We start from the raw sequence: 23,041 nt of genomic DNA, 5'->3' as shown, positions 1-23,041 counted from the left end.
CGTGGGTAACTTGATTGCGCTGCTGGTGGCGGCGCCTCTGCTCGGAGCGGCCGTACTGCTGTGCGGCGGCCGGCGGCTGGACGCCGTCGGGCACTGGATCGGGACGGCCCTGGCCGCCGTCTCCTTCGTGATCGGCGCGGTCCTCTTCGCCGACATGCTGGGGAAGTCCGGTGAGGACCGGGCCATGTCCCAGCACCTGTTCAGCTGGGTGCCGGTCGAGGGCTTCCAGGCGGACGTCGCCTTCCAGCTCGACCAGCTGTCGATGACGTTCGTGCTGCTGATCACCGGCGTCGGCTCACTGATCCACCTGTACTCGATCGGGTACATGGAGCACGACGAGCGCCGCCGCCGCTTCTTCGGCTATCTGAACCTGTTCCTCGCGGCGATGCTGCTGCTGGTCCTCGCGGACAACTACCTCCTGCTGTACGTCGGCTGGGAGGGCGTGGGTCTCGCCTCGTACCTGCTGATCGGCTTCTGGCAGCACAAGCCCAGTGCCGCCACCGCCGCGAAGAAGGCCTTCCTGGTCAACCGCGTCGGCGACGTGGGCCTGTCCATCGCCATCATGCTGATGTTCACGACCTTCGGGACCTTCGCCTTCGGCCCGCTGCTCGGCGCGGAGGGCGAGGCCGGTGCGGCCGGGGACGCGACGGAGGGCAGGCTGACGGCCATCGCCCTGATGCTGCTGCTCGCGGCCTGCGGCAAGTCCGCGCAGGTTCCGCTGCAGTCCTGGCTCGGCGACGCGATGGAGGGCCCGACCCCGGTCTCCGCCCTCATCCACGCAGCGACCATGGTGACCGCCGGCGTCTACCTGATCGTGCGGTCCGCGGCCGTCTTCAACGGCGCCCCGGACGCACAGCTCGTCGTCACGGTCGTCGGCGCCGTCACGCTCCTCTTCGGTGCGATCGTCGGTTGCGCGAAGGACGACATCAAGAAGGCGCTGGCCGGCTCGACCATGTCGCAGATCGGCTACATGGTGCTGGCGGCCGGACTCGGCCCCATCGGCTACGTCTTCGCGATCATGCACCTGGTGACGCACGGCTTCTTCAAGGCCGGGCTGTTCCTCGGCGCCGGTTCGGTCATGCACGGCATGAACGACGAGGTCGACATGCGCAGGTACGGCGGCCTGCGGAAGTACATGCCGGTCACCTTCGTGACGTTCGGCCTCGGCTACCTGGCCATCATCGGATTCCCGGGCCTGTCCGGCTTCTTCTCCAAGGACAAGATCATCGAGGCGGCCTTCGCCAAGGGCGGCACCGAGGGCTGGATCCTCGGCGGGGTGGCCCTGCTGGGCGCCGCCATCACCGCGTACTACATGACGCGCGTGATGCTGATGACGTTCTTCGGGAAGGAGCGCTGGCGCGACGCGCCGACGCCGTCCCCGGCGGAACCGAGCGTGGAGCCCGCCGCCGAGGAGCGCGGCGAGCACGCCGAGCCGCACCCGCACGAGTCGCCCAGGACCATGACGATCCCCATGATCGTGCTGGCCTTCGGATCGGTCTTCGCGGGCGCCTTCTTCAGCATCGGCGACCGCTTCCTGCACTGGCTGGAGCCGGTCACCGGGCACTCGCACGGCGACTCGCCGGTCAGTGCCCTCACGGTCACCCTCGCCACGATGGCGGTGCTCGTCGTCGGCGTCGCCGTCGCCTACGTCCAGTACGGGCGCCGCCCCGTCCCGGCGGTCGCCCCGCGCGGCTCCCTGCTCACCCGGGCCGCCCGGCGCGACCTGCTCCAGGACGACTTCAACCACGTCGTGCTGGTGCGCGGCGGGGAGCACCTCACCCGCTCCCTGGTGTACGTCGACCACAGCCTGGTCGACGGCGTCGTCAACGGCACGGCGGCCTCGGTCGGCGGGCTCTCCGGGCGCCTGCGCAAGCTCCAGAACGGCTACGCGCGCTCGTACGCGGTCTCGATGTTCGGCGGTGCGGCGGTCCTCATCGCCGCGACCCTGCTGATGAGGGCGGTCTGATACCGATGTCCTTTCCCCTGCTGACAGCGACGGCGGCGCTCCCGGCCCTCGGGGCGATCGCCACGGCCGCGGTGCCGGCCGCGCGACGCGTCGCGGCCAAATGGCTGGCGCTGCTCGTCTCGCTCGCCACCCTGGTCCTGGCCGCGGTCGTCCTGGTCCGTTTCGAACCGGGCGGCGACCGCTACCAGCTCACCGAATCCCACTCCTGGATCAAGGACTTCGGGGTCAGGTACGAGCTGGGTGTGGACGGCATCGGGGTGGCGCTCGTCGCGCTGACCGCGCTGCTGATCCCGTTCGTGATCCTCGCGGGCTGGCACGACGCCGACCCGCACGAGACCGGAAGCAGCCGCTGGCGGCCGACCCAGGGCTTCTTCGCCCTGATCCTGGCCGTCGAGGCGATGGTGATCATCTCCTTCGAGGCCACCGACGTCTTCCTCTTCTACATCTTCTTCGAAGCCATGCTCATCCCGATGTACTTCCTCATCGGCGGCTTCGGGGACCGTGCCCACGAGCACGGCGACGCGGTGGCGGCGACGCAGCGCTCCTACGCCGCCGTGAAGTTCCTCCTGTACAACCTGGCGGGCGGCCTGATCATGCTGGCCGCCGTCATCGGCCTCTACGTGGCCGCCGGGAACTTCTCGCTCCAGGAGATCGCCGAGGCGCGGGCCAACGGCACGCTCGACATGGCGACCAACACCGAGCGGTGGCTGTTCCTCGGCTTCTTCTTCGCCTTCGCGGTGAAGGCGCCGCTGTGGCCGCTGCACACCTGGCTGCCGAACGCGATGGGCGAGGCCACGGCCCCGGTCGCCGTGCTGATCACCGCGGTGGTCGACAAGGTCGGCACCTTCGCGATGCTGCGCTTCTGCCTCCAGCTGTTCCCGGAGGCCTCGAAGTGGGCGACGCCCGTCATCCTCGTACTGGCGCTGATCAGCATCATCTACGGGGCGCTGCTCGCGGTCGGCCAGCGCGACATCAAGCGGCTGGTGGCCTACGCGTCCATCTCGCACTTCGGGTTCATCATCCTCGGCATCTTCGCGATGACCAGCCAGGGCCAGTCCGGCGCGACGCTCTACATGGTCAACCACGGGATCTCGACCGCCGCCCTGATGCTCGTGGCGGGCTTCCTGATCTCGCGGCGCGGCTCGCGCCTGATCGCCGACTACGGAGGGGTGCAGAAGGTCGCCCCGGTGCTCGCCGGCACCTTCCTGATCGGCGGGCTCGCGACCCTCTCGCTGCCCGGACTCGCGCCCTTCGTGAGCGAGTTCCTGGTCCTGGTCGGCACGTTCTCGCGCTATCCGGTGATCGGCATCATCGCCACGTTCGGCATCGTCCTCGCCGCGCTCTACACGCTCGTCCTCTACCAGCGGACGATGACGGGCCCGGTGAAGGCCGAGGTCTCCACGATGCCCGACCTCAGGGTGCGCGAGCTCCTGGTCGTCGCCCCGCTGATCGCGCTGCTGATTTTCCTGGGCGTCTACCCGAAGCCGCTCACCGACATCGTCAACCCGGCGGTCCAGCAGACCATGTCAGACGTACACAAGAAGGACCCCAAGCCCGAGGTGGAGGCGGCCAAGTGAGCGCAGTAGCCGTCCACAGCCTGTGGACAAACGCGGCCGACCCGATCTCCAAGATCGACGCGCCGAAGATCGAGTACGGGCAGTTGTCGCCCACCCTGATCGTCATCGGGGCGGCGGTCATCGGGGTCCTGATCGAGGCGTTCGTGCCTCGCAAGTCCCGGTACTACGCGCAGGTGTTCGTGTCCGTCGTCGCGCTCGCCGCCGCGTTCGCCGCGGTCGTGGCGCTCGCCGCCGGCGGCTACGGCACGACGAAGGCGCACATCGCCGCCATGGGCGCGATCGCCGTCGACGGCCCCGCGCTCTTCCTGCAGGGCACGATCCTGCTGGCCGCGGTCCTCGGCGTCTTCACCTTCGCCGAGCGCCGGCTCGACCCGGAGGCGCACGGCAACCGCGTCGACTCCTTCGCCGCGCAGGCCGCGTCCGTGCCCGGCAGCGACAGCGAGAAGGCCGCCGTCAAGGCGGGCTTCACCACCACCGAGGTGTTCCCGCTGCTGCTCTTCGCGGTCGGCGGCATGCTGGTCTTCCCCGCGGCGAACGACCTGCTGACCCTGTTCATCGCGCTGGAGGTCTTCTCCCTCCCGCTGTACCTGCTCTGCGCCGTGGCCCGCCGCAAGCGGCTCATGTCGCAGGAGGCCGCCGTCAAGTACTTCCTGCTCGGCGCCTTCGCCTCCGCGTTCACCCTGTTCGGCATCGCCCTGCTGTACGGCTACGCGGGCTCGGTGTCGTACGCGACGGTCGCCCAGGTCGTCGACGGCACCGTGCAGACCGTGGACCCGGCGCTCGCCGGCACCATGGGCAACGACGCGCTGCTGCTCATCGGCGTCGCGATGGTCGTCATGGGCCTGCTGTTCAAGGTCGGCGCCGTGCCGTTCCACATGTGGACCCCGGACGTCTACCAGGGCGCGCCCACCCCGGTCACCGGCTTCATGGCCGCGGCGACGAAGGTGGCCGCCTTCGGCGCCCTGCTCCGCCTGCTGTACGTCGTCCTGCCCGGCCTGCGCTGGGACTGGCGGCCGGTCATGTGGGCCGTCGCGATCGTCACCATGCTGGGCGGCGCGATCGTCGCGATCACCCAGACCGACATCAAGCGGCTCCTGGCGTACTCGTCCATCGCGCACGCCGGCTTCATCCTCGCCGGTGTCATCGCCACGACGCCCGACGGGGTCTCGTCCGTGCTGTTCTACCTGGGCGCGTACTCCTTCGTCACGATCGGCGCGTTCGCGGTCGTGACCCTGGTCAGGGACGCGGGCGGCGAGGCCACGCACCTGTCCAAGTGGGCGGGCCTCGGACGCAGGTCCCCGCTGGTGGCGGCCGTGTTCGCGGTCTTCCTGCTGGCCTTCGCGGGCATCCCGCTGACCTCCGGCTTCGCGGGCAAGTTCGCCGTGTTCAAGGCGGCGGCGGAAGGCGGTGCGGGCGCGCTGGTCGTGGTCGGCGTGATCTCCTCGGCGATCGCGGCGTTCTTCTACATCCGAGTGATCGTGCTGATGTTCTTCAGCGAGCCGCGGCCGGAGGGCCCCACGGTCGCCGTGCCGTCGCCGCTGACCATGACGGCGATCGCGGTCGGCGTGGCGGTCACGCTGGTGCTGGGGGTGGCGCCCCAGTACTTCCTGGACCTGGCCGGCCAGGCGGGTGTCTTCGTCCGCTGACCCGACCGCGTACACGCACGGGCCCCGGCCTCCGCAGGGAGGACCGGGGCCCGCGCGCGTTCCGGACGCGGTGCCGGGGCGGACAGCGGCGCGGGATCGCGGGGCGCCGGTGCGTGGCGCAACGGAAGGGAACGGTCGCAGCCTGTGGACAACTCCCGGGGCTGTCGGTGCGGAGCCCTATGGTGGCTGTCGTGGGGGAAGCACGGCAGACGGGGGACGACGGGCGATGAGCGGGATGGGCGGAACAGCTGTGGTGACCGGAACGGACGCGATGACGGGACCGGCGCGGAGCGAGGCGCTGGCCACGCTGCACCGGGTCTTCGGGTACGAGGCCTTCCGCGGCGAGCAGGGCGCCGTCATCGACCACGTGGTCGACGGGGGCGACGCCGTCGTCCTCATGCCGACCGGCGGCGGCAAGTCCCTCTGCTACCAGATCCCGTCCCTGGTCAGACCGGGCACGGGCGTCGTCGTCTCCCCCCTCATCGCGCTGATGCAGGACCAGGTGGACGCGCTGCGGGCGCTCGGCGTGCGCGCGGGCTTCATGAACTCCACGCAGGACTTCGACGAGCGGCGGACGGTCGAGGCGGAGTTCCTGGCCGGCGAGCTGGACCTGCTCTACCTGGCCCCCGAGCGGCTGCGCCTGCAGGGCACGCTGGACCTGCTCTCGCGCGCCAAGATCTCGGTCTTCGCCATCGACGAGGCGCACTGCGTCGCCCAGTGGGGCCACGACTTCCGCCCGGACTACCTGGCCCTCTCCCTCCTCGGCGAGCGCTGGCCCGACGTCCCCCGCATCGCCCTCACCGCGACCGCCACGCACGCGACGCACAAGGAGATCACCCAGCGCCTCGGCATGCCGGACGCCCGCCACTTCGTGGCCAGCTTCGACCGGCCCAACATCCAGTACCGCGTCGTCCCGAAGGCCGACCCCAAGAAGCAGCTGCTGTCCTTCCTGCGCGAGGAGCACCCGGGCGACGCGGGCATCGTCTACTGCCTCTCGCGCAACTCGGTCGACAAGACCGCCGAGTTCCTCTCGCGCAACGGCATCGAGGCCGTGCCGTACCACGCGGGGCTCGACGCGGGCACCCGGGCGGCCCACCAGTCGCGGTTCCTCCGGGAGGAGGGGCTCGTGGTGGTCGCGACCATCGCCTTCGGCATGGGCATCGACAAGCCGGACGTGCGGTTCGTCGCCCACCTCGACCTCCCCAAGTCCGTCGAGGGCTACTACCAGGAGACCGGCCGCGCGGGCCGCGACGGGCTGCCGTCCACGGCCTGGATGGCCTACGGGCTCCAGGACGTGGTGCAGCAGCGCAAGATGATCCAGGGCAGCGAGGGCGACGAGGCGTTCCGCCGCCGGGCCGCCGCCCACCTGGACTCGATGCTGGCGCTGTGCGAGACGGTCCAGTGCCGCCGCTCCCAGCTCCTCGCCTACTTCGGCCAGGACCCGCAGGCCGACCGCTGCGGCAACTGCGACACGTGCCTGGCCCCGCCGGAGACCTGGGACGGCACGGTCGCCGCGCAGAAGCTGCTCTCGACGATCGTCCGGCTCCAGCGGGAGCGGGGGCAGAAGTTCGGCGCGGTCCAGATCGTCGACATCCTGCTGGGCCGGCGCACGGCCAAGGTGATCCAGTTCGACCACGACCAGCTGTCCGTGTTCGGCATCGGCGAGGAGCTGTCCGAGTCCGAATGGCGCGGTGTGGTCCGGCAGTTGCTGGCCCAGGGCCTGCTCGCGGTGGAGGGGGACTACGGCACGCTGGTATTGACCGAGGCCAGCGGGACGGTGCTGCGACGCGAGCGCCAGGTTCCGCTGCGCAAGGAGTCGGCGAAGCCGGTCACGTCCCGGTCCGGTTCAGGACGGGGCGAGAAGAAGGCCAAGGCCGCCGTCGCCGAGCTGCCCGCCGAGCTGGTCCCCGTCTTCGAGGCCCTGCGCTCCTGGCGCGCGGCCCAGGCAAAGGAGCAGGGCGTCCCCGCGTACGTCATCTTCCACGACGCCACCCTCCGGGAGATCGCCACCGCGGCACCGGCCTCGGTGGCGGAGCTGGGCCGGATCGGCGGCGTGGGCGAGAAGAAGCTGGCGACGTACGGGGAGGGAGTCCTGGCGGCGCTCGCCGAGGCGGGCGGCACGACAGCCGCCCCGGCCCCCGCCTCCACCCCGGACGCCGGTTCCGGTTCCGGCGACGACTCCGACTCCGGCTCCGGTGTCGGTCCCGCCCGCGGCTCCGGGGTCGGCTCCGGTGCCGGTTCCACCCGCGACTCGGGTGACAACCCCGCCCGCGGCTCCGGTGTCGGCTCCGTCCGCGACTCCGGTTCCCGTTCCGGTGACGGGAGCACCCGTGACTCGGGTGGCGGCGACGCGGCCCGTTCCGGGCACGGCACCGCCTCCCAGCACGCCCCGGCCTCGGCCCCCGCCTCCGACGACGCGGGGCGCACCTCCGGTCCCGCTCACGTGCCGGACCCGGACTGGCCCGAGCTGGACGGGGGGCACGAGCCGGAGCCCGAGGACTGGATGTAGGCCGGCGCGGCCCTCGCGGGTGCGTTCACCTCGTCGGTGTCACAGGGCCCGTGCGGCGTACGCCCTGACGTCCGCGTCGGTGTCCGAGGTGGCCGTGGCGAGGGCGGCGCGGGCGGTCTCGTGAGCCCCGGCGTGCCGGACCAGTGCGAGGACGGCTGCCTTGCGGACGTCGGCGTTCGGGTCCCGCAGTGCCTCGGCCAGGGCGGGGACGGCGGCCCCGGGGTCAGCGGCGGACAGCGCGGTCGCGGCGCCCGACCTGACCTGCCAGGCCGGATCGGTACGGGCGGCGACGGCGCGGGCGGCGAGCGCGGGCGGGCAGCCGGTGGTGGCCAGTGCCTCATAGGCGGCGGCGCGGACCAGGGCGTCGGAGTCGACGGTGAGCCGGTCGAGCGCGTCCTCGACATGGCCGGACGGGCTCACCCCCGCCAGGGCCTTGGCCACGGTGACGCGGACCTCGCGGGACGGGTCTTCGACGGCGGCGAGCAGTGGCCCGGCGGCGTCCACCGCGACCAGGCCCCGGACGCCCGCGATGCGTACGGCGATGTCGGGGTCGCGCAGGGCGTCGGCGTAGACGCCGGGGGAGCCGAGCCGCAGGGCGCGCAGGACGTCGAGAGCCGTGGTGCGGACGAGGGGGTCCTCCCCGGCGAGGGCGTGCACCAGGGTGTCGTGCAGGGCCGGTTCGGGGGTGAGGGTCTCGACGAGTTCGCGCAGCGACGCGGCGGCGGTGGCGCGGACGTCGCCGTCGGGGTCGCGGAGGGCGGCGCCGATGGCGGGACCGGTGCCGGGCGGAGTCGTCTCGGTGAGGAGGGCGACGGCGGCGCGGCGCACGGCGGGTTCCGGGTCGGCCAGATAGGGCCGTACGCAGGCGAGTTCGGGCTCGTCCTCGGTGAGGGCGAGGAGTTCCAGGAGGCGGGGCGAGGCCGCCGCGCCCGCGGCACCGGCGGTACCGGCGACACCCACGTCACCGGCATCACCTGCGGCACCCAGCTCACCTGCGGCACCCAGCTCACCTGCGGCACCCACCTCACCGGCGGTACCCACGTCACGGGGGTCACCTGCGGCACCGACATCACCGACGGCACCCGCGTCACCGATATCACCGGCGTCACCGGTTCGGTTGGGCGAGTGGTCCGACGCCGACTGTGCCGTCGAAGCCCCTGAAGCCGTCGCCGCGCCCGGAGCCGTCGAGGCCCCCGTAGCTGTCCCCGCCGGTGGAGCGGACGCCGCCACCGGGGCCGCGTCGCGGGCGCCGGCCGTGGCCACGCCCTCCGGGTGGACCTCGCCGAGGTGGCGGGGCGGGCCGCCCGACGGGGTGAAGCCGTCGACGGGGACCAGGTAGGGGGCCACGGGGCGGGCCGTGAACTCCATCGCGCCGGAAGGGGACTTGCGCAGGTCGAGGTGGTGGAACCAGGCGTCGTCGTCCCGCGCCGGATGGTCCGTGCGGTCGTGGTAGAGGCCCCAGCGGGACTCCGTGCGGGCGAGCGAGGCACGGGCGGCCATCTCCGCGCAGTCACGGATGAAGGTGACCTCGGCGCACCGCATGAGCTCGTGCGGGGTGCGGGCGCCCATGGCGGCGACGTCCGCGCGCATCCGCTCGAAGGCGTCGAGGGCGAGTGAGAGGCGGGCGCCGGACTTGGGCGGGGCGACGTAGTCGTTGACGAAGCGGCGGAGCTTGTACTCGACCTGGGGCTGCGGCGGGCCGTCCGGGTTGCGCAGCGGGCGGTAGATCAGCTCGTGCGCCTCCCGGAGCTGGTCCCGCGGGAGCGTGCCCTCGTAGGCGCGGTGGCGGGCGGCGTCCGCGCCGGCCAGGTCGCCGAAGACGAACGCGCCGATCATGTAGTTGTGGGGGACGCAGGCCAGGTCCCCGGCGGCGTACAGGCGCGGCACGGTCGTACGGGCGTGCTCGTCGACCCGTACGCCGGACGCGGAGTGGCCGCCGCACAGGCCGATCTCGGAGATGTGCATCTCCACGTCGTGGGTGCGGTAGTCGTGGCCGCGGCCCGCGTGGAAGGTGCCGCGGGTGGGGCGCTCGGTGGAGTGCAGGATGGATTCGAGCGCGCTGATCGACTCCTCGGGGAGGTGGCTCAGCTTGAGGTACACCGGGCCCCGGTCGCTGGCGACCTCCGCGGCGAACTCGGCCATCATCTGGCCCGACCAGTAGTCGGAGTCGACGAAGCGCTCGCCGTGCCGGTTGACCTGGTAGCCGCCGAAGGGGTTGGCGACGTAGGCGCAGGCGGGACCGTTGTAGTCCTTGATCAGCGGGTTGATCTGGAAGCACTCGATGCCGGTGAGCTCGGCGCCCGCGTGGTAGGCCATGGCGTAGCCGTCCCCGGCGTTGGTGGGGTTCTCGTAGGTGCCGTAGAGGTAGCCGGAGGCGGGCAGCCCGAGCCGGCCGCAGGCGCCGGTCGCGAGGACGACCGCCCCGGCGCGCACCGTGACGAACTGCCCGGTGCGGGTGTTGAAGCCCGCCGCGCCGACCGCGCGCCCCTCCGCCGTGAGGACCCGGACGGGCATGACGCGGTTCTCGATGCGGATCCGCTCGCGCATCTCGCGGCGCCGCAGCTGCCGGTAGAGGACCTTCTTGACGTCCTTGCCCTCGGGCATGGGCAGCACGTACGAGCCGGAGCGGTGCACCTGGCGGACCGCGTACTCGCCGTGCTCGTCCTTCTCGAACTTGACGCCGTAGGACTCCAGGCGCTGGACCATCGCGAAGCCGCGGGTGGCGGTCTGGCGGACGGTGGACTGGTCGACGATGCCGTCGTTGGCGCGGGTGATCTCGGCGACGTAGTCGTCCGGTTCGGCGCGGCCGGGGACGACCGCGTTGTTGACGCCGTCCATGCCCATGGCGAGGGCGCCGGAGTGGCGGACGTGCGCCTTCTCCAGGAGGAGGACGTCCGCCCCGTGCTCGGCGGCGGTGAGGGCCGCCATGGTGCCGGCCGTGCCACCGCCGATGACGAGGACGTCGCAGGTGAGCTCCTCGGCGTCCGCGAGGGAGGGGATCGCCGGGAGGGTGTCCGTCGGGGACTGCCGGCCGGTGTCCGCAGGGGTGTCCACGGGGGTCTGCACGGGGGTGCCTTTCAGTTGCCGAGTGACGTGAGGACCTCGCGCCGCAGGGCGAGCCGCGCCGGGTCGTCGTGTGCGGAGCGCTCGCGGGGCCGCGGTACCGGGCGTACGGCGAGGAGGCCGCCCGCGGTGCCGGCGGGGCGCCCCCGCCCGGACCCGCTGGTGTCGCCCCCGCCGGTGCGGGCGGTACCGAGCAGGGCCACCCGGTCGCCGAGGAACAGGGCCTCGTCCACGTCGTGGGTGACGAAGACGACGGTGGCGCCGGTGCCGTGCAGCACCTCCACGAGGAGGTCCTGCATGCCGGCCCTGGTCTGGGCGTCGAGAGCGCCGAAGGGTTCGTCCATCAGGACGGCACGGGGGCGTCCGGCCAGGGCGCGGGCGAGCTGCGCGCGCTGGCGCTGGCCTCCGGAGACGCGGTGCGGCAGTTGCCGCGCGCGGTCGCCGAGGCCGACCCGGGCGAGCCAGGCGTCGGCCTGGGACCTGCGGTCCGCGCGGGACAGGCCCCGGATGGCCAGCGGGAGTTCGATGTTGGCGCGCAGGGTGCGCCAGGGCAGGAGGGCGTCCTCCTGGAAGACGAGGGCGCGGTCGGCGGAGGGCGCCACCAGGGGGCGGCCGCCCTCGGTGACCGTCCCGGCGAGGGCGGGCAGCAGTCCGGCCAGGGTGCGCAGCAGGGTCGACTTGCCGCAGCCCGAGGGGCCGACGACGGTCAGGATCTCGCCGGGCGCGACGTCCAGGGCGACGTCTTCGAGGACGGGGGCGCCGGGGCGGCCCAGTGCGGCGCCCGCGAGGGTCAGCCGGGTTCCGTGCGGCGCGGCGGAGGACCCGGCTACCGAGACCCCGGCCACCCCGGGCGACCGGGCCTCGCCCGACACCCCGGACTCCCCGATGGTGCCGGACACGCCAGCCGTGCCGGTCGCCCCGGACTCCTGGGCCGTGCCGGTCGCCCTAGACGAGGTGCTCATCCCGGGCCTCCTTTCCGGGGACGGGGGCGGTCGCCCTCGTGGGCGGGGAGACGGGGGCCGGCCCCGGGGTGCGCGTCCGGGCTCCGGGGACGTACTCCGTGCGGGGCAGCCACCGGGTGGACCACCGGCCGAGCTGTTCGACGGCCGTCGAGGTGAGCCAGCCGAGCAGGCCGATCGTCACCATGCCGACGAAGACGCCGGGGTAGTCGACGACCGTGTAGTCCTGCCAGGTGCGGTAGCCGACGCCGTACTCGCCGGAGATCATCTCGGCGGAGATCACGCAGATCCACGAGACGCCGATGCCGACGGACAGGCCGCCGAAGATCCCGGGCAGCGCGCCCGGCAGCACCACGGAGCCGAGGATCCGCCACCGGCCGCCGCCCATCGTGCGCACGGCCTCCTCCCAGACGGGGGCCAGCGCGCGCACCGCGTGCCGGGTGGAGACCAGGACGGGGAAGAACGCGGCGGTGCAGGTGATGAAGACGATGCCCTGCTCGTTGCTCGGGAACAGCAGGATGGCGACGGGGACCAGCGCGATGGCCGGGACGGGGCGGACCACCTCAAGGACGGGACCGAGCAGGTCCTCGGCGAGCCGGGAGCGCGCCACCGCCACGCCCGTGGCGATCCCCAGGACGGCGGCCAGGAGGAAGCCGGTGAGGATGCGGGTGAGGCTGTCGGTGAGGTCCGTCCAGTAGTCGGCGCCGCCGAGCCGGCCGCCGAACGCGCGCGCCACGTCGGCGACGGTCGGGAACTGCGAGAAGCGCAGCCACAGATCGACGTCCAGGCTGGTCAGCAGCTGCCAGGCGGTGAGCGCGGCGGCGAGCGAGCCGGCGCGCAGCGCGTACCGGCCGGCCTGGCCCCGGGCCCTCCCGCGGTGCTCGGGGTGCCCGGTCACGAGGCCCGCTCCAGGGCCTCGGCGTAGGTGAGGGTGCGGGCGCCCGGGTGGCCGGTGACGTACGCCCGTGCGGTGGCGGCCGTGACGAACGGCCGCAGGTCGTCGCCGTCCGCCACCCACACCGCCCTGTCCGCGAACCAGGGGGTGCCGGTCGTGGCGTCGGAGACGTACGCGGCGCGGACGGCCGCGCGGTGCCGGGACACGTGGCGCAGGAGGGCGGCGGCGGAGGTGAACGTACGCGTCGTGGTCGCGTCCTTCTCCCACACCTCCCCGGCGGCCGGCGAGGGACCGGCGGCGAGGGCGTCGGCGTAGGCGGCGGCGCCCAGCGCCCTCTTCACGTACCGGTCGTCGACGAAGGCGTCCACGTCGACGTCCCCGACGAGCTTCGCGGACCTCAGGACGGAGACGTCCTTCTTGAGCGCGGCGACCAGTGACGGTTTGAGGGCGGGGCCGAAGGTGGCGATGCCGTGCGCGCCGTTGTAGAGGTAGACGACCTCGGCGGGCAGGCCGGTGGCCTTCGCGACCTTCTCCGCGGCGGTCACCGGGTGGCCGTGCAGGTAGTCCGTCGCCTTCGACTGGGCCTTGAGGAAGGCCTCCAGCACGGCGGGTCGGCGCCGCGCGAAGTCCTCGCGGGCGGTGACGCCGTGGAAGGTGGGCAGCTTCAGCGCGGCGCCGTCGTACAGGGCCTTCGCCTTGCCCTGGTAGGCGAGGAGGCCGGGCCAGGCGACGAACTGGGAGAGGGCGTCCGTACTGCCGGCGGAGAGCGCGGAAGCGCCCACCGCGGGCTGCTGGTTGAGTTTGCGGATGTCCTTCTCGGGGTCGATTCCCGCGCGCCGCAGCGCCCGGACGAGGGTGCCGTCGGCCGCCGAGCCGACGCTCGTCGACACCTTCCTGCCGCGCAGGTCGCTGAGGGAGTCCAGTCCGGAGTCCGGCGCGGTGACGACGGTGTTGAGGCCGCCGTCCAGGTTGTAGCCGGTGACGGAGACGAGCCGCGTCGGGCGGTCGAGCTGCCGTCCGCGGGCGGCGTTGATGAGGAGCGGGAAGTCGCCCATCGAGCCGATGTCGATCTTCCCGGCGGTCATCTGGGCGGTGATCGGGGCGCCGGTCGCGTAGTCCTGCCAGGCCACCTTGTAGGTGGTGCCGTCGCCGAGGGCGTTCAGTTCCCGCTCGAAGTAGCCGAGGGAGCGGAGCAGGGTGCCCGCCGTGACGGTGTTGATTGTCTTGGACTGGTAGCCGACGGTCACGGTGACGGTGGAGCCGTCGCCGGCCTCGGCGTCACCGCCGCAGCTGGCGAGGGGGAGCAGGATCAGGGCGGCGGTCACCGCGGCCGCGGTGCGGCGCAGGGGAGTTCGCATGGGAGTCGGGGCCTTCCACCGGTGCGGTTCGAGGGGTCAGCGGAGCAGGTAGGGCATGTTGACCGTGACGGCCCCGGTGGGGCAGCGGGCCGCGCACGGGCCGCAGTACCAGCACTCGTCGACGTGCATGTACGCCTTGCCGTTGCTCTCGTCGATGGCGAGGGAGTCCAGCGGGCACATGTCGACGCAGAGGGTGCAGCCGTCGATGCACTTCGACTCGTCGATGGTCACGGGCACGTCGGCCCGCTGGGGCACCAAGGGCATGGCTGTCTCCAGGAATCGGTACGCGGGAGGGTGGCCGCGGGCAGGCGCGGCACCGGGAGCGGGAGCGCCGCGGCGAGGCCGACCGCGGCGGGCGGGGCTACAGCAGGCGGCGCAGTTGGCCGCTCATGGTGATGCGGTCGCCGCGGAAGCGGATGAACTCCAGGTCGACGGGGCGGCCGTCGGAGAGGTGGGTGAGCCGTTCCAGCATCAGGACGGCCGTGCCGCGCGGTGCCTCCAGTACGGCCGCGGAGTGCGCGTCGGCGTTCACGGCCTCCAGGGTGATCTCGGCGTGGCCGAGCGGGCGGCCGGTGATCGACTCCAGGAGCCGGAAGACGTCCGTGTTCTCCAGGTCGGCGCCGAGCAGGGCGGTTCCGATGTCGAGGGGGATGTAGGTGAGGTCGAGGGAGAGGGGGAGACCGTCCAGGCGGCGCAGGCGCTCGATGTAGAGGACGTCGGAGCCGGACGGCACGCCCAGGCGTTCGGCGACCGGGGCGGGCGCGGCGACCGGGCCGGCGGTCCGCACCTCGTTGCTGACCTGGCCGTGTTCGCGCAGGGTCTCCGCGAGTCCCATCAGCCGGTCGAGTCCGTGGGCGTACTTCTGGGCGGCGACGACCGTGCCGACGCCGGGCACCCGGGTGACCAGGCCCTCGGCGCGCAGCAGGTCCAGGGCCTGGCGGACGGTGTTGCGGGAGGCGCGGTAGTCGTCGCCGATCGCCGCCTCGTGCGGGAGCGTGCCGTCCGGGAAGCCGCCGGTCAGCACCTGGTGGCGCAGCAGGTCGGCGAGCTGCCTCGCCCGGTCCGCGCGCAGCCGCCGCCGGCGGGCGGCGACGGTGGTCGCGCCTGCTCCGGCGTGCTCTCGGATGCGTTCGGTGGGCATGCGACGGACCATACCCACGGGGTGCGGGCCGTGGTGTTGCCGCAGTGTTGCGCCACCTGCGTCACCCACGGACACCGGGCTGACCTGCGGTTTCCCTCACCCGCCGGGCAAGATCTGCCACCGCGGGGCCACCACCGGTCCGGCGTCGGCGCACTGCCCGTCCACCGCCGGCGCCACCGTCCGTCCAACACCACGGCCGGCGCCCGCCTCACCACCGTCGCCCGCATCACGGCCGTCACCGCCGCGGCCCGCCGGTGTTCAGCCCCTCGGGACGATCCTGCCGGTCACCTCGCCCAGGCCCACCCGGGTGCCGCCGGGGCCGGGTGCCCAGGCCGTGAGGGTCACCTCGTCGCCGTCCTCCAGGAACGTCCGTTTGCCGTCGGGGAGTTCGAGGGCGTCGTGGCCGTTCCAGGTGAGCTCCAGCAGGGAGCCGCGTTCGCCCTCGCCGGGACCGCTGACCGTCCCCGAGCCGTACAGGTCGCCGGTCCGCAGGGACGCCCCGTTGACCGTCATGTGCGCCAACTGCTGGGCCGCCGTCCAGTACATGGTGGAGAAGGGCGGCTCGGACACCGTGTGGCCGTTGATCGCCACGGAGATCCGCAGGTCGTAGCCGCCGGGGTCCTCGGCGGAGTCGTCCAGGTAGGGCAGCAGCGGGTGGGTGCGCTCGGGCGGCGCGACCCGTGCGTCCTCCAGCGCGTCGAGCGGGGTGATCCAGGCCGACACCGAGGTGGCGAAGGACTTGCCGAGGAAGGGCCCGAGCGGGACGTACTCCCAGGCCTGGATGTCGCGCGCGGACCAGTCGTTGAGGAGGCAGAGGCCGAACACGTGGTCGCGGAAGGCCGACAGGGGGACCGGGGTGCCCGGCGCGGAGGGGGCGCCGACGACGAAGCCGACCTCCGCCTCGATGTCCAGGCGCACCGACGGGCCGAAGACCGGGGCCGCGTCCGCGGGGGCCTTGCGCTGGCCCGACGGGCGGATCACGTCGGTCCCGGACACCACGACGGTGCCGGACCGGCCGTGGTAACCGATCGGCAGGTGCTTCCAGTTGGGCGTGAGGGAGTCCTCGGCGTCCGGACGGAAGATCTGCCCGACGTTGCGGGCGTGGTTCTCGGAGGCGTAGAAGTCGACGTAGTCCGCGACCGCGAAGGGCAGGTGCAGGGTCACCTCGGAGAGCGGGTGCAGCAGGGGCTCGATCGTCTCCCGGTGGGCCGGGACCGTCACCCACGCGGTGAGGGCGCGCCGTACGTCGGACCAGGCCGTGGGGCCCGCCGCCAGCAGGGGGTCGAGGCCCGGCTGCGCGAGCAGGGCCTCGTAGGGGGAGCCGAGGGCCCGCGCCGCGGCGCCCGCGTCGAGCACGCGGTCACCGAGCCTGACCCCGACCCGCCGCGCGCCGGGGGCCGCCGAGTCGCCGGAAGCCGCCGGGGAGAACACGCCGTACGGAAGGTTGTGCGGACCGAAGGGGTCGCCCTCGGGGACGTCGAAGGGGGGCATCGGGTGCTGCCTCGCTTTCGTGCTCGCCTGTGATCCATGTGTTCCACGCGTTCCATGTGGTCGCGGCACACGTTACGTGGGAGGAAGGACCGGAGACAGGTTCCGTGGCCGCCGCGGCGCCGCGACCGGTCACCGGGCCGGCGTCGGCGCGACTCCCTCGGTCAGGGCCGTGTACGAGCAGGCGGTGGGCAGGGGCGCCTCTGGACTCCACGAGGGCCACCGGTCTTCGCGGCCGGGCCGCGCGGCACCAGGCGGTCGCCCCGGGGTGGTGGTCCCGTCGACTCCCGTACCGGTGAACGGCGTTGCTGTCGGGATACCGGACGTCGTCCGGTTCCCGCCGGGCCCTTGGGGCGCGGGGTCCGTATTCTTCGGATCATGGCCGCTCCGACTGCATATTCACTCATCGCCACTGACCTGGACGGAACGCTGCTGCGCGGCGACGACACCCTCTCCGGGAGGTCGCGGGAAGCGCTGGCGCGGGTGGCCGGGGCGGGCGGCCGGCACCTGGTCGTGACCGGGCGCCCGGCACCGAGGGTGCGCCCGCTGCTGGAGCAACTCGGTGGCGAGGGGCTGGCGGTGTGCGGGCAGGGCGCGCAGCTGTACGACGCCGGCACCGGCCGTCTGCTGTGGTCGGTGACCCTGGACCGGGAGCTGGCCGAGATCGCGCTCGGCAAGATCGAGGCCGAGGTCGGGCAGGTCCACGCGGCCGTGGACCAGGACGGGGTGGACGGGCTCACCCTCATCGAGCCGGGTTATCTGATGCCGCACCCGACGCTGCCCGCGGTGCGGGTGCGGCGCCGTGACGACCTGTGGACGCGGCCCATCAGCAAGGTGCTGCTCCGCCACCCCACCTTGTCCGACGACGAGTTGGCGTCGGTGGCGCGGATGACGGTCGGTTCGCTGGCGACCGTCACCATGTCGGGTCCCGGCACCGTCGAACTCCAGCCATACGGCGTGACCAAGGCGACGGGCCTCGCGCTGGCCGCCGGTCACCTCGGCCTGTCGCCGGCGGACACGATCGCGTTCGGGGACATGCCCAACGACATCCCGATGTTCGACTGGGCCGCCCACGGCGTCGCCATGGCCAACGCCCATCCCGAACTCCGGGCGGTGGCTGACGAGATCACCCTCTCGAACGAGGAGGACGGCATCGCGGTCGTCCTGGAACGGCTGTTCCCCGGCCCTGGGGACCGGGGAACAGCGGGTCTCGCGGTCCGGGGGGCCGCCGCCGCCCCGGGCCCGGCTCAGTAGGCGCCGAAGACGTTGTCGATCGAGCCGTACTTGTCGGCGGCGTAGTTGCAGGCCGCGGTGATGTTCGCGACCGGGTCGTACGGGTCCATCGACGTGCCGTCCACGTGGTACGCGGCGAAGGTCGGGTCGATCACCTGGAGCAGGCCCTTGGAGGGCGTGCCGGCCACGGCGTTGGAGTCCCAGTTGTTGATGGCCTGGGGGTTGCCCGAGGACTCCCGGATGATGTTGCGGTGGATGCCGTCGTAGGAGCCCGGTATGCCCTTCTGGGCCATGATGTCGAGGGCTTCCCTGATCCAGCCGTCCAGGTCGTTCGTGTACGTCTTCGCGGTCGCGGGCGCGGCGGCCGTCTTCGTCGTCGCGGCGGCCGTCGTGGCCGCCCCCTTCAGGGTCTTCGTGCCCACGGTCAGCTTCAGGCCCGGCCGGATCAGCGACGGGTCGCTGCCGATGACGGCGCGGTTGGCGTCGTACAGCTTCTTCCAGTCGCCGGTCTTGGCGTGGTCACGGGCGATCTTGGACAGGGTGTCGCCCGAGGCCACCTTGTAGGTGACGAGCTGGACCTGCGGGACGGCGGCCGGCACGGACTGCGCGGCCTGGGCCGGCTGTGCCGCCTGGGCGCCGGTGGCGCCGATGAGCGGGAGTACGAGTGCGGCTCCGCCCGTTCCGGCGGCGACGAACCCGCGGGTGAGGGCGTTGTTTCTGGGACGGCGGTGCTTGCCTCGAGCGGCCATGGCGCGTTTCCTCTCCGATGCCTGCGAGGTGAGCTGTCGGGTTCGGGCTGGGAGGTGCCCGGCCGCACATGACGTGCGACTTGACCCCAAGCCGTTCCGGGCGCTGCCGGACCGGCGCTTACGTGGGTCCCCCGCTCCTGCCGTGCGTGGGTGGGTGGGGTCACCGAGCGGCGGCAGGATTAGGCGGGGTCCGCTCGGATCGACGTGAACGTATGCGAGAGCACATGTCCGAAACAAGGCCCGATTTCCCGTGCCACGGCATTTGATCTACCTCTGACCAGGGGGGAAATGGTCCGATTAGACCGGAACGTGAAACTCAACTTGCCTTTAGCAAAGGCGGACTTGCGAGGCTCGATCGGCCGGAAGATCGATTGGGGCGTGACCCATTTCACGCGGCCAAGACATGTCAAAGCATCGGCAACACAGGCAAGTCGGTCATTAACGGGCGGCCGGGAGGCGCCGCCGGTTCACCGCGAGCCTCGGGACGACCCGCGCCACGGGCTCCCGGGGCGACCCGCGTCGCGTGGCCCCGGGGCGGACGGACGGCGAGGGGCGTGGACGCGCGCCGGGCACACCACGCACCCTGATCCGGGCAACGGGGGCGGACCCAGCGGGTGCGCCTAACCCGCCGTGCGCGGGATGCGCCGCTCCCACGTCCGGTGGAAGACCACCTCGTCGCCGTCCGTGCAGATCACCTCGTTCGAAGTGATGAACTCGCCCGCGTCGCAGCTGACTTCGGAGTGGGTCTCCACGCGGGCGTCCCATCCGGTGTCCGGCCGGTGCAGCCGGATCGACCAGTCCGAACGGGTCCGCGCGGACAGCGGATCCCACTCACCGGTCGTGAACGTCTCCAGGGCGTCCTCCGTGACCTCCAGGCCGTCCGGGTACACCCGGGTGTCGCCGTGGCGCGGGTCGACCTCCAGGCGCCAGACACCCGCGGCGACATCGCGCACGACCAGCCGTTCCGGCCGGGGTTCGTCCAGGGTCGCCGGGACGACCGCGCCCAGCGGCTCCGACTCCTCCGGTTCCCCGAAGGTGATGGAGGGGTCCGACTCCCGTACCCGCACCGGCAGTTCGAGGGAGCTGCCCTCCGGGTGCAGGGTGAAGCCGGTGTCCGAGTCCGGCTGCGGCCAGATCCACGGCCAGTACGCCGAGGAGACGGCGAGCCGGATGCGGTGCCCCGGCGGGAAGGCGTGACCGATGGCGCTCAGCTCGAACGTCACGTCCCCGGTCGCGCCCGGTGGCCACTCCACCACCCGGTCCGTGCCCTCCCGGGCGCCGAGGTTCAGGACGCCCCGGGTGACGAGCGCCGACGCCCCGTCCGGGAACACGTCGCAGACCCGCGCGACGACCTGCCCGCGCGGCACGGGCGACGTCAGCCGCAGCCGGACCCTGGGCCGTCCCAGTACCCAGGTCTCCTCCCGCACCTCGAACTCGAAGCAGGCCGACTTCGCGTCCTCGTCCCGCTGGTCCGGCGGCAGGTCCCCGTCGTCCCCGACGGGCAGGAAGCGGCCGGCGTCCAGGCCGGTGTGCAGCGGGGAGCGCACCGGCACCGGCACACCCCGCAGCGCGTACGTCACCGGCGTCACCGTCGGCGCGGGCCAGGCGTCGTCCCCCACCCAGCGGCCGGCCAGCACCGGGTGGACGGTGGCCGGACGGTGCGAGTCGCAGACGTAGGCGCGCAGCAGCGGCTCGGACATCACACCGGCGCCCGGGGCGTCGGCGCCTTCGGAGCCGGGCCGCAGCCAGTGGTCCCACCAGCGCAGAGTCTCCTGGAGGAAGCCGATCGCGGGGCCCGGCGGCAGCCCCCGGTCGGGGTACTGGTGCGACCAGGGCCCGATCAGCCCCCGTACCCGGTCGGCCGGGAGGTGCTCGACCAGCCGCAGCACCGTGTCGCGGTACGGGTCGTGCCAGCCGCCGACCGCCAGCACCGCGGCCCGCACCGAGCCGTAGTCCTCGCGCACGCTGCCGCGCCGCCAGTACGCGTCCCGCGTCTGGTGCGCCAGCCAGGTGTGGACGAACGGGTCCACGGCCTCCAGCCGCCGCACCCACATGTCGCGCCACATCACCTGGCCGACGTACCGCGGGTCCGGCGGCCGGCAGGCGAAGGCGAGCAGTGCCGCCGCGCGGGCCGGCATGTCGCCGGCCAGGACGGACCCGCCCAGGTAGTGCCGGTCGTTGTCGTAGCGGTCGTCCGTCGCGCAGACCGTGACGACGGCCTTCAGCGGCTCGGGGGCCAGGGCCGCGACCTGGAGCGCGTCGAAGCCGCCCCAGGACAGCCCGAACATGCCGACCCGCCCGCTGCACCACGGCTGGGCGGCGAGCCAGTTCACGACCTCGACGCCGTCGTCCGCCTCCACGCGCGCGTGCTCGTCCGCCGGCAGCCCCTCCGAGTTGCCGTGGCCGCGCACGTCCACCCGGACCGAGGCGTAGCCGTGGCCCGCGTACCAGGGGTGGCGCTGCCAGTCGCGCGGCGCGGTCCAGTCCGTCAGCCGGTGCGGGAGGTACTCCAGGAGCGCCGGGACCGGCTCGTCGGTGACCGGGCGCCACACGCGCGCGTAAAGGCGCGTCCCGTCGGGCAGCGGGATCAGGACGTCCTCGTGCGTCGTCCGGTGGGGGAACGACGTACGGATGCGGGTGCTCATCGCGCCGGCCCCGCCGGACCGGCCGCCCGCTGCCGGGGCCGGACACGCGGGGCGCCGGACGCGTGCACCCGGCCAGGTGACGGGGGCGGCGCCGGACACGCCGGGACACTCCGCACCCGCCCGGTCCCGCTGCGCACCCCTCCGCCGGTCCGCGGCGGACGGCCGCCGGGACCGGGCCCTCCGGGGCGGGTACGGGGGCCCGGGCCGGGCACCGGGCCCGGCCCGCGGCCCGGTCCGGCGGTGACACTGCGTCGCGACACGAGAGCCTTCCCGTCAAGTCCGTACATGTCCGGTCGTATCAGGTGATCAAGAACATACCGTTCGTGAGGGTGGGCCGCCCGGTCATGACTGCGCCTCCCGGGGGAGGGAAGTCGTAGGTGGGGGCGGTGGGCGCTCGTGGTGATCGAAACGTGACCGGATACGCTGACTTGAGTGATGGCAGCGACACATCGACAAACCGTGTCATCGACCGAATGATCGACCGAGTTCGCCATGTGATCGTCAGCAGACAGGAGAACCTCTCGTGACCGTCGTCGGGCCGTTCGGGCTGAGCGTGCGGGACCAGGCTCTCGAAGCCGATGTCCAGGCCGGATTGACGGCTGTCGAGGAGGGCCTGCTCGAAGCCACCAAGAGCGAGGTCCCCTTCATCACGGAGGCCGCCCAGCACCTCGTGCGGGCCGGCGGCAAGCGGTTCAGGCCGCTGCTCGTGATGCTCGCGGCGCAGTTCGGGGACCCCTACGCGCCGGGCATCGTGCCCTCGGCCGTCGTCGTCGAACTGACCCACCTGGCGACGCTCTACCACGACGACGTGATGGACGAGGCCGAGGTGCGCCGCGGGGTGCCCAGCGCCAACACCCGCTGGGGCAACTCGATCGCCGTCCTCACCGGCGACTTCCTCTTCGCCCGCGCCTCGCACATCCTGGCCGACCTCGGCCCGGAGGCCGTCCGCGTCCAGGCCGAGGCGTTCGAGCGGCTGGTCACCGGCCAGATCTTGGAAACCGCGGGACCCCGCGACGAACGCGACCCGATCGACCACTACCTCGACGTGCTCAGCGGCAAGACGGGCTCCCTCGTCGCCGTGGCGTGCCGCTTCGGCGCGATGATGTCGGGCGCCGACGAGACGGTCGTCGACGTGCTCACGCAGTACGGCGAGCGGCTCGGTGTCGCCTTCCAGCTCGCCGACGACGTCCTGGACATCGCCTCCGACTCGCACGAGTCCGGCAAGACGCCGGGGACGGACCTGCGCGAGGGCATCCCCACGCTGCCGGTGCTGCGGCTGCGCGAGCGCGTGGCCCGCCTCGGGCTTCCCGAGGACATCGCGCTGTGCGAGCTGCTCGACTCCGACCTGACGGACGACGCCCGGCACGCCGAGGCGCTGGCCCGGCTGCGGACGCATCCCGCGCTGGAGCAGGCCCGCCGGGACACCGTGCGGTACGCGGAGGACGCGCGGGCGGCGCTGGCGCCGCTGGTCGAGTGCGACGCCAAGGCGGCCCTGCTGGAGCTGTGCGACGCCGTGGTCCACCGCGCCGGCTGACGCCGGGCGGTCGCCCGGCGACCGCCCCCCCCGCTCCGTGCTCCCGCACGCCTGCCCGTATACGCCGTACGGGGCATTTCGGTGTGACGCAGGTCACCTCGCTCACCTTGAGTGCCGTCCCGTATCCGTTGCGTAGCTCTCCGTGGAGGCCGGCGCAGGAGCGCCGACCGGGACACGGGGAGCAGCGGAATCATGGGACCGAACGTCACGCCCGCGAGGCGTCGCACGCACCTGGTCAGAGGCGCAGCCGCGCTGGCGGCGGGCGCCCGGGTCGGCGG

At 73.0% G+C, this 23,041-nt stretch carries 15 protein-coding genes and 1 riboswitch; of the genes, 6 read left to right on the top strand and 9 right to left on the bottom strand.

Translation table 11 applies throughout. From position 1 onward, the window contains the following. Nucleotide 1 precedes the first annotated feature (1 nt). The 4 genes from nuoL to recQ all read left to right on the top strand — a co-directional run bounded on the left by nuoL (nucleotide 2) and on the right by recQ (nucleotide 7,698). Nucleotides 2–1,966: an NADH-quinone oxidoreductase subunit L gene (nuoL, locus tag ACWGIS_RS27395; RefSeq protein WP_453365120.1), complete on the top strand. Its 1,965-nt coding sequence runs from the start codon at nucleotides 2–4 to the stop codon at nucleotides 1,964–1,966. A gap of 5 nt (nucleotides 1,967–1,971) precedes the next feature. Further along, the gene (locus tag ACWGIS_RS27390) at nucleotides 1,972–3,543 is read left to right on the top strand and encodes an NADH-quinone oxidoreductase subunit M (RefSeq protein WP_453365119.1); all 1,572 of its coding nucleotides are present in this window, start codon (nucleotides 1,972–1,974) and stop codon (nucleotides 3,541–3,543) included. Further along, entirely contained in the window at nucleotides 3,540–5,189 is a 1,650-nt protein-coding gene (nuoN, locus tag ACWGIS_RS27385) for an NADH-quinone oxidoreductase subunit NuoN (RefSeq protein ID WP_453365118.1), read from the top strand. Before ACWGIS_RS27390 ends, nuoN begins: the two co-directional genes overlap by 4 nt. Nucleotides 5,190–5,424: 235 nt before the next feature. Then, on the top strand, nucleotides 5,425–7,698 hold the full coding sequence (gene recQ, locus ACWGIS_RS27380; protein WP_453365117.1) for a DNA helicase RecQ: 2,274 nt from the start codon (nucleotides 5,425–5,427) through the stop codon (nucleotides 7,696–7,698). Between the two features lie 39 nt (nucleotides 7,699–7,737). Here the strand turns inward: recQ and ACWGIS_RS27375 are convergent, their stop codons facing one another. The 7 genes from ACWGIS_RS27375 to fahA all read right to left on the bottom strand — a co-directional run bounded on the left by ACWGIS_RS27375 (nucleotide 7,738) and on the right by fahA (nucleotide 16,605). Then, complete coding sequence (locus tag ACWGIS_RS27375) at nucleotides 7,738–10,752, bottom strand: fumarate reductase/succinate dehydrogenase flavoprotein subunit (protein WP_453365161.1); 3,015 nt, start codon at nucleotides 10,750–10,752, stop codon at nucleotides 7,738–7,740. A gap of 23 nt (nucleotides 10,753–10,775) precedes the next feature. Continuing rightward, the gene (locus ACWGIS_RS27370; RefSeq protein ID WP_453365116.1) at nucleotides 10,776–11,723 is read right to left on the bottom strand and encodes an ABC transporter ATP-binding protein; all 948 of its coding nucleotides are present in this window, start codon (nucleotides 11,721–11,723) and stop codon (nucleotides 10,776–10,778) included. Continuing rightward, nucleotides 11,707–12,618 (bottom strand): ABC transporter permease, encoded by a 912-nt coding sequence (locus ACWGIS_RS27365; protein WP_453365115.1) that lies wholly within the window; start codon nucleotides 12,616–12,618, stop codon nucleotides 11,707–11,709. The genes ACWGIS_RS27370 and ACWGIS_RS27365 overlap by 17 nt, the downstream gene beginning before the upstream one ends. Beyond that, a complete protein-coding gene (locus ACWGIS_RS27360; protein WP_453365114.1) occupies nucleotides 12,615–13,973 on the bottom strand; it encodes an ABC transporter substrate-binding protein in 1,359 nt (452 codons plus the stop codon). The genes ACWGIS_RS27365 and ACWGIS_RS27360 overlap by 4 nt, the downstream gene beginning before the upstream one ends. A gap of 36 nt (nucleotides 13,974–14,009) precedes the next feature. Beyond that, a complete protein-coding gene (locus ACWGIS_RS27355; RefSeq protein ID WP_030790138.1) occupies nucleotides 14,010–14,237 on the bottom strand; it encodes a 4Fe-4S dicluster domain-containing protein in 228 nt (75 codons plus the stop codon). 97 nt (nucleotides 14,238–14,334) lie between these two features. Continuing rightward, nucleotides 14,335–15,114 (bottom strand): GntR family transcriptional regulator, encoded by a 780-nt coding sequence (locus ACWGIS_RS27350; protein ID WP_453365113.1) that lies wholly within the window; start codon nucleotides 15,112–15,114, stop codon nucleotides 14,335–14,337. 258 nt (nucleotides 15,115–15,372) lie between these two features. Then, nucleotides 15,373–16,605, bottom strand: a complete 1,233-nt coding sequence (fahA, locus tag ACWGIS_RS27345) for a fumarylacetoacetase (protein ID WP_453365112.1) — start codon at nucleotides 16,603–16,605, stop codon at nucleotides 15,373–15,375. Between the two features lie 375 nt (nucleotides 16,606–16,980). Here fahA and ACWGIS_RS27340 point away from each other — a divergent pair, with 375 nt between their 5' ends. Then, on the top strand, nucleotides 16,981–17,856 hold the full coding sequence (locus ACWGIS_RS27340) for an HAD family hydrolase (RefSeq protein ID WP_453365111.1): 876 nt from the start codon (nucleotides 16,981–16,983) through the stop codon (nucleotides 17,854–17,856). Here ACWGIS_RS27340 and ACWGIS_RS27335 read toward each other — a convergent pair. Together ACWGIS_RS27335 and ACWGIS_RS27330 are read right to left on the bottom strand one after the other, a co-directional pair. Continuing rightward, nucleotides 17,850–18,584, bottom strand: a complete 735-nt coding sequence (locus tag ACWGIS_RS27335) for a LysM peptidoglycan-binding domain-containing protein (protein WP_453365110.1) — start codon at nucleotides 18,582–18,584, stop codon at nucleotides 17,850–17,852. The two genes, ACWGIS_RS27340 and ACWGIS_RS27335, sit on opposite strands and share 7 nt — an antisense overlap. A 3-nt stretch (nucleotides 18,585–18,587) precedes the next feature. After that, nucleotides 18,588–18,747, bottom strand: a riboswitch (cyclic di-AMP (ydaO/yuaA leader). Nucleotides 18,748–19,204: 457 nt separating this feature from the next. Further along, complete coding sequence (locus tag ACWGIS_RS27330) at nucleotides 19,205–21,229, bottom strand: CocE/NonD family hydrolase (protein ID WP_453365109.1); 2,025 nt, start codon at nucleotides 21,227–21,229, stop codon at nucleotides 19,205–19,207. A gap of 523 nt (nucleotides 21,230–21,752) precedes the next feature. Between ACWGIS_RS27330 and ACWGIS_RS27325 the strand changes: the two genes are divergently transcribed. Beyond that, complete coding sequence (locus ACWGIS_RS27325; protein ID WP_453365108.1) at nucleotides 21,753–22,763, top strand: polyprenyl synthetase family protein; 1,011 nt, start codon at nucleotides 21,753–21,755, stop codon at nucleotides 22,761–22,763. The last annotated feature ends 278 nt before the right edge of the window (nucleotides 22,764–23,041 follow it).

It is taken from the genome of Streptomyces sp. NPDC054842 (assembly GCF_053611025.1).
The sequence above is the reverse complement of the archived record's forward strand: the minus strand, read 5'-3'. Positions and strand labels throughout refer to the sequence as shown.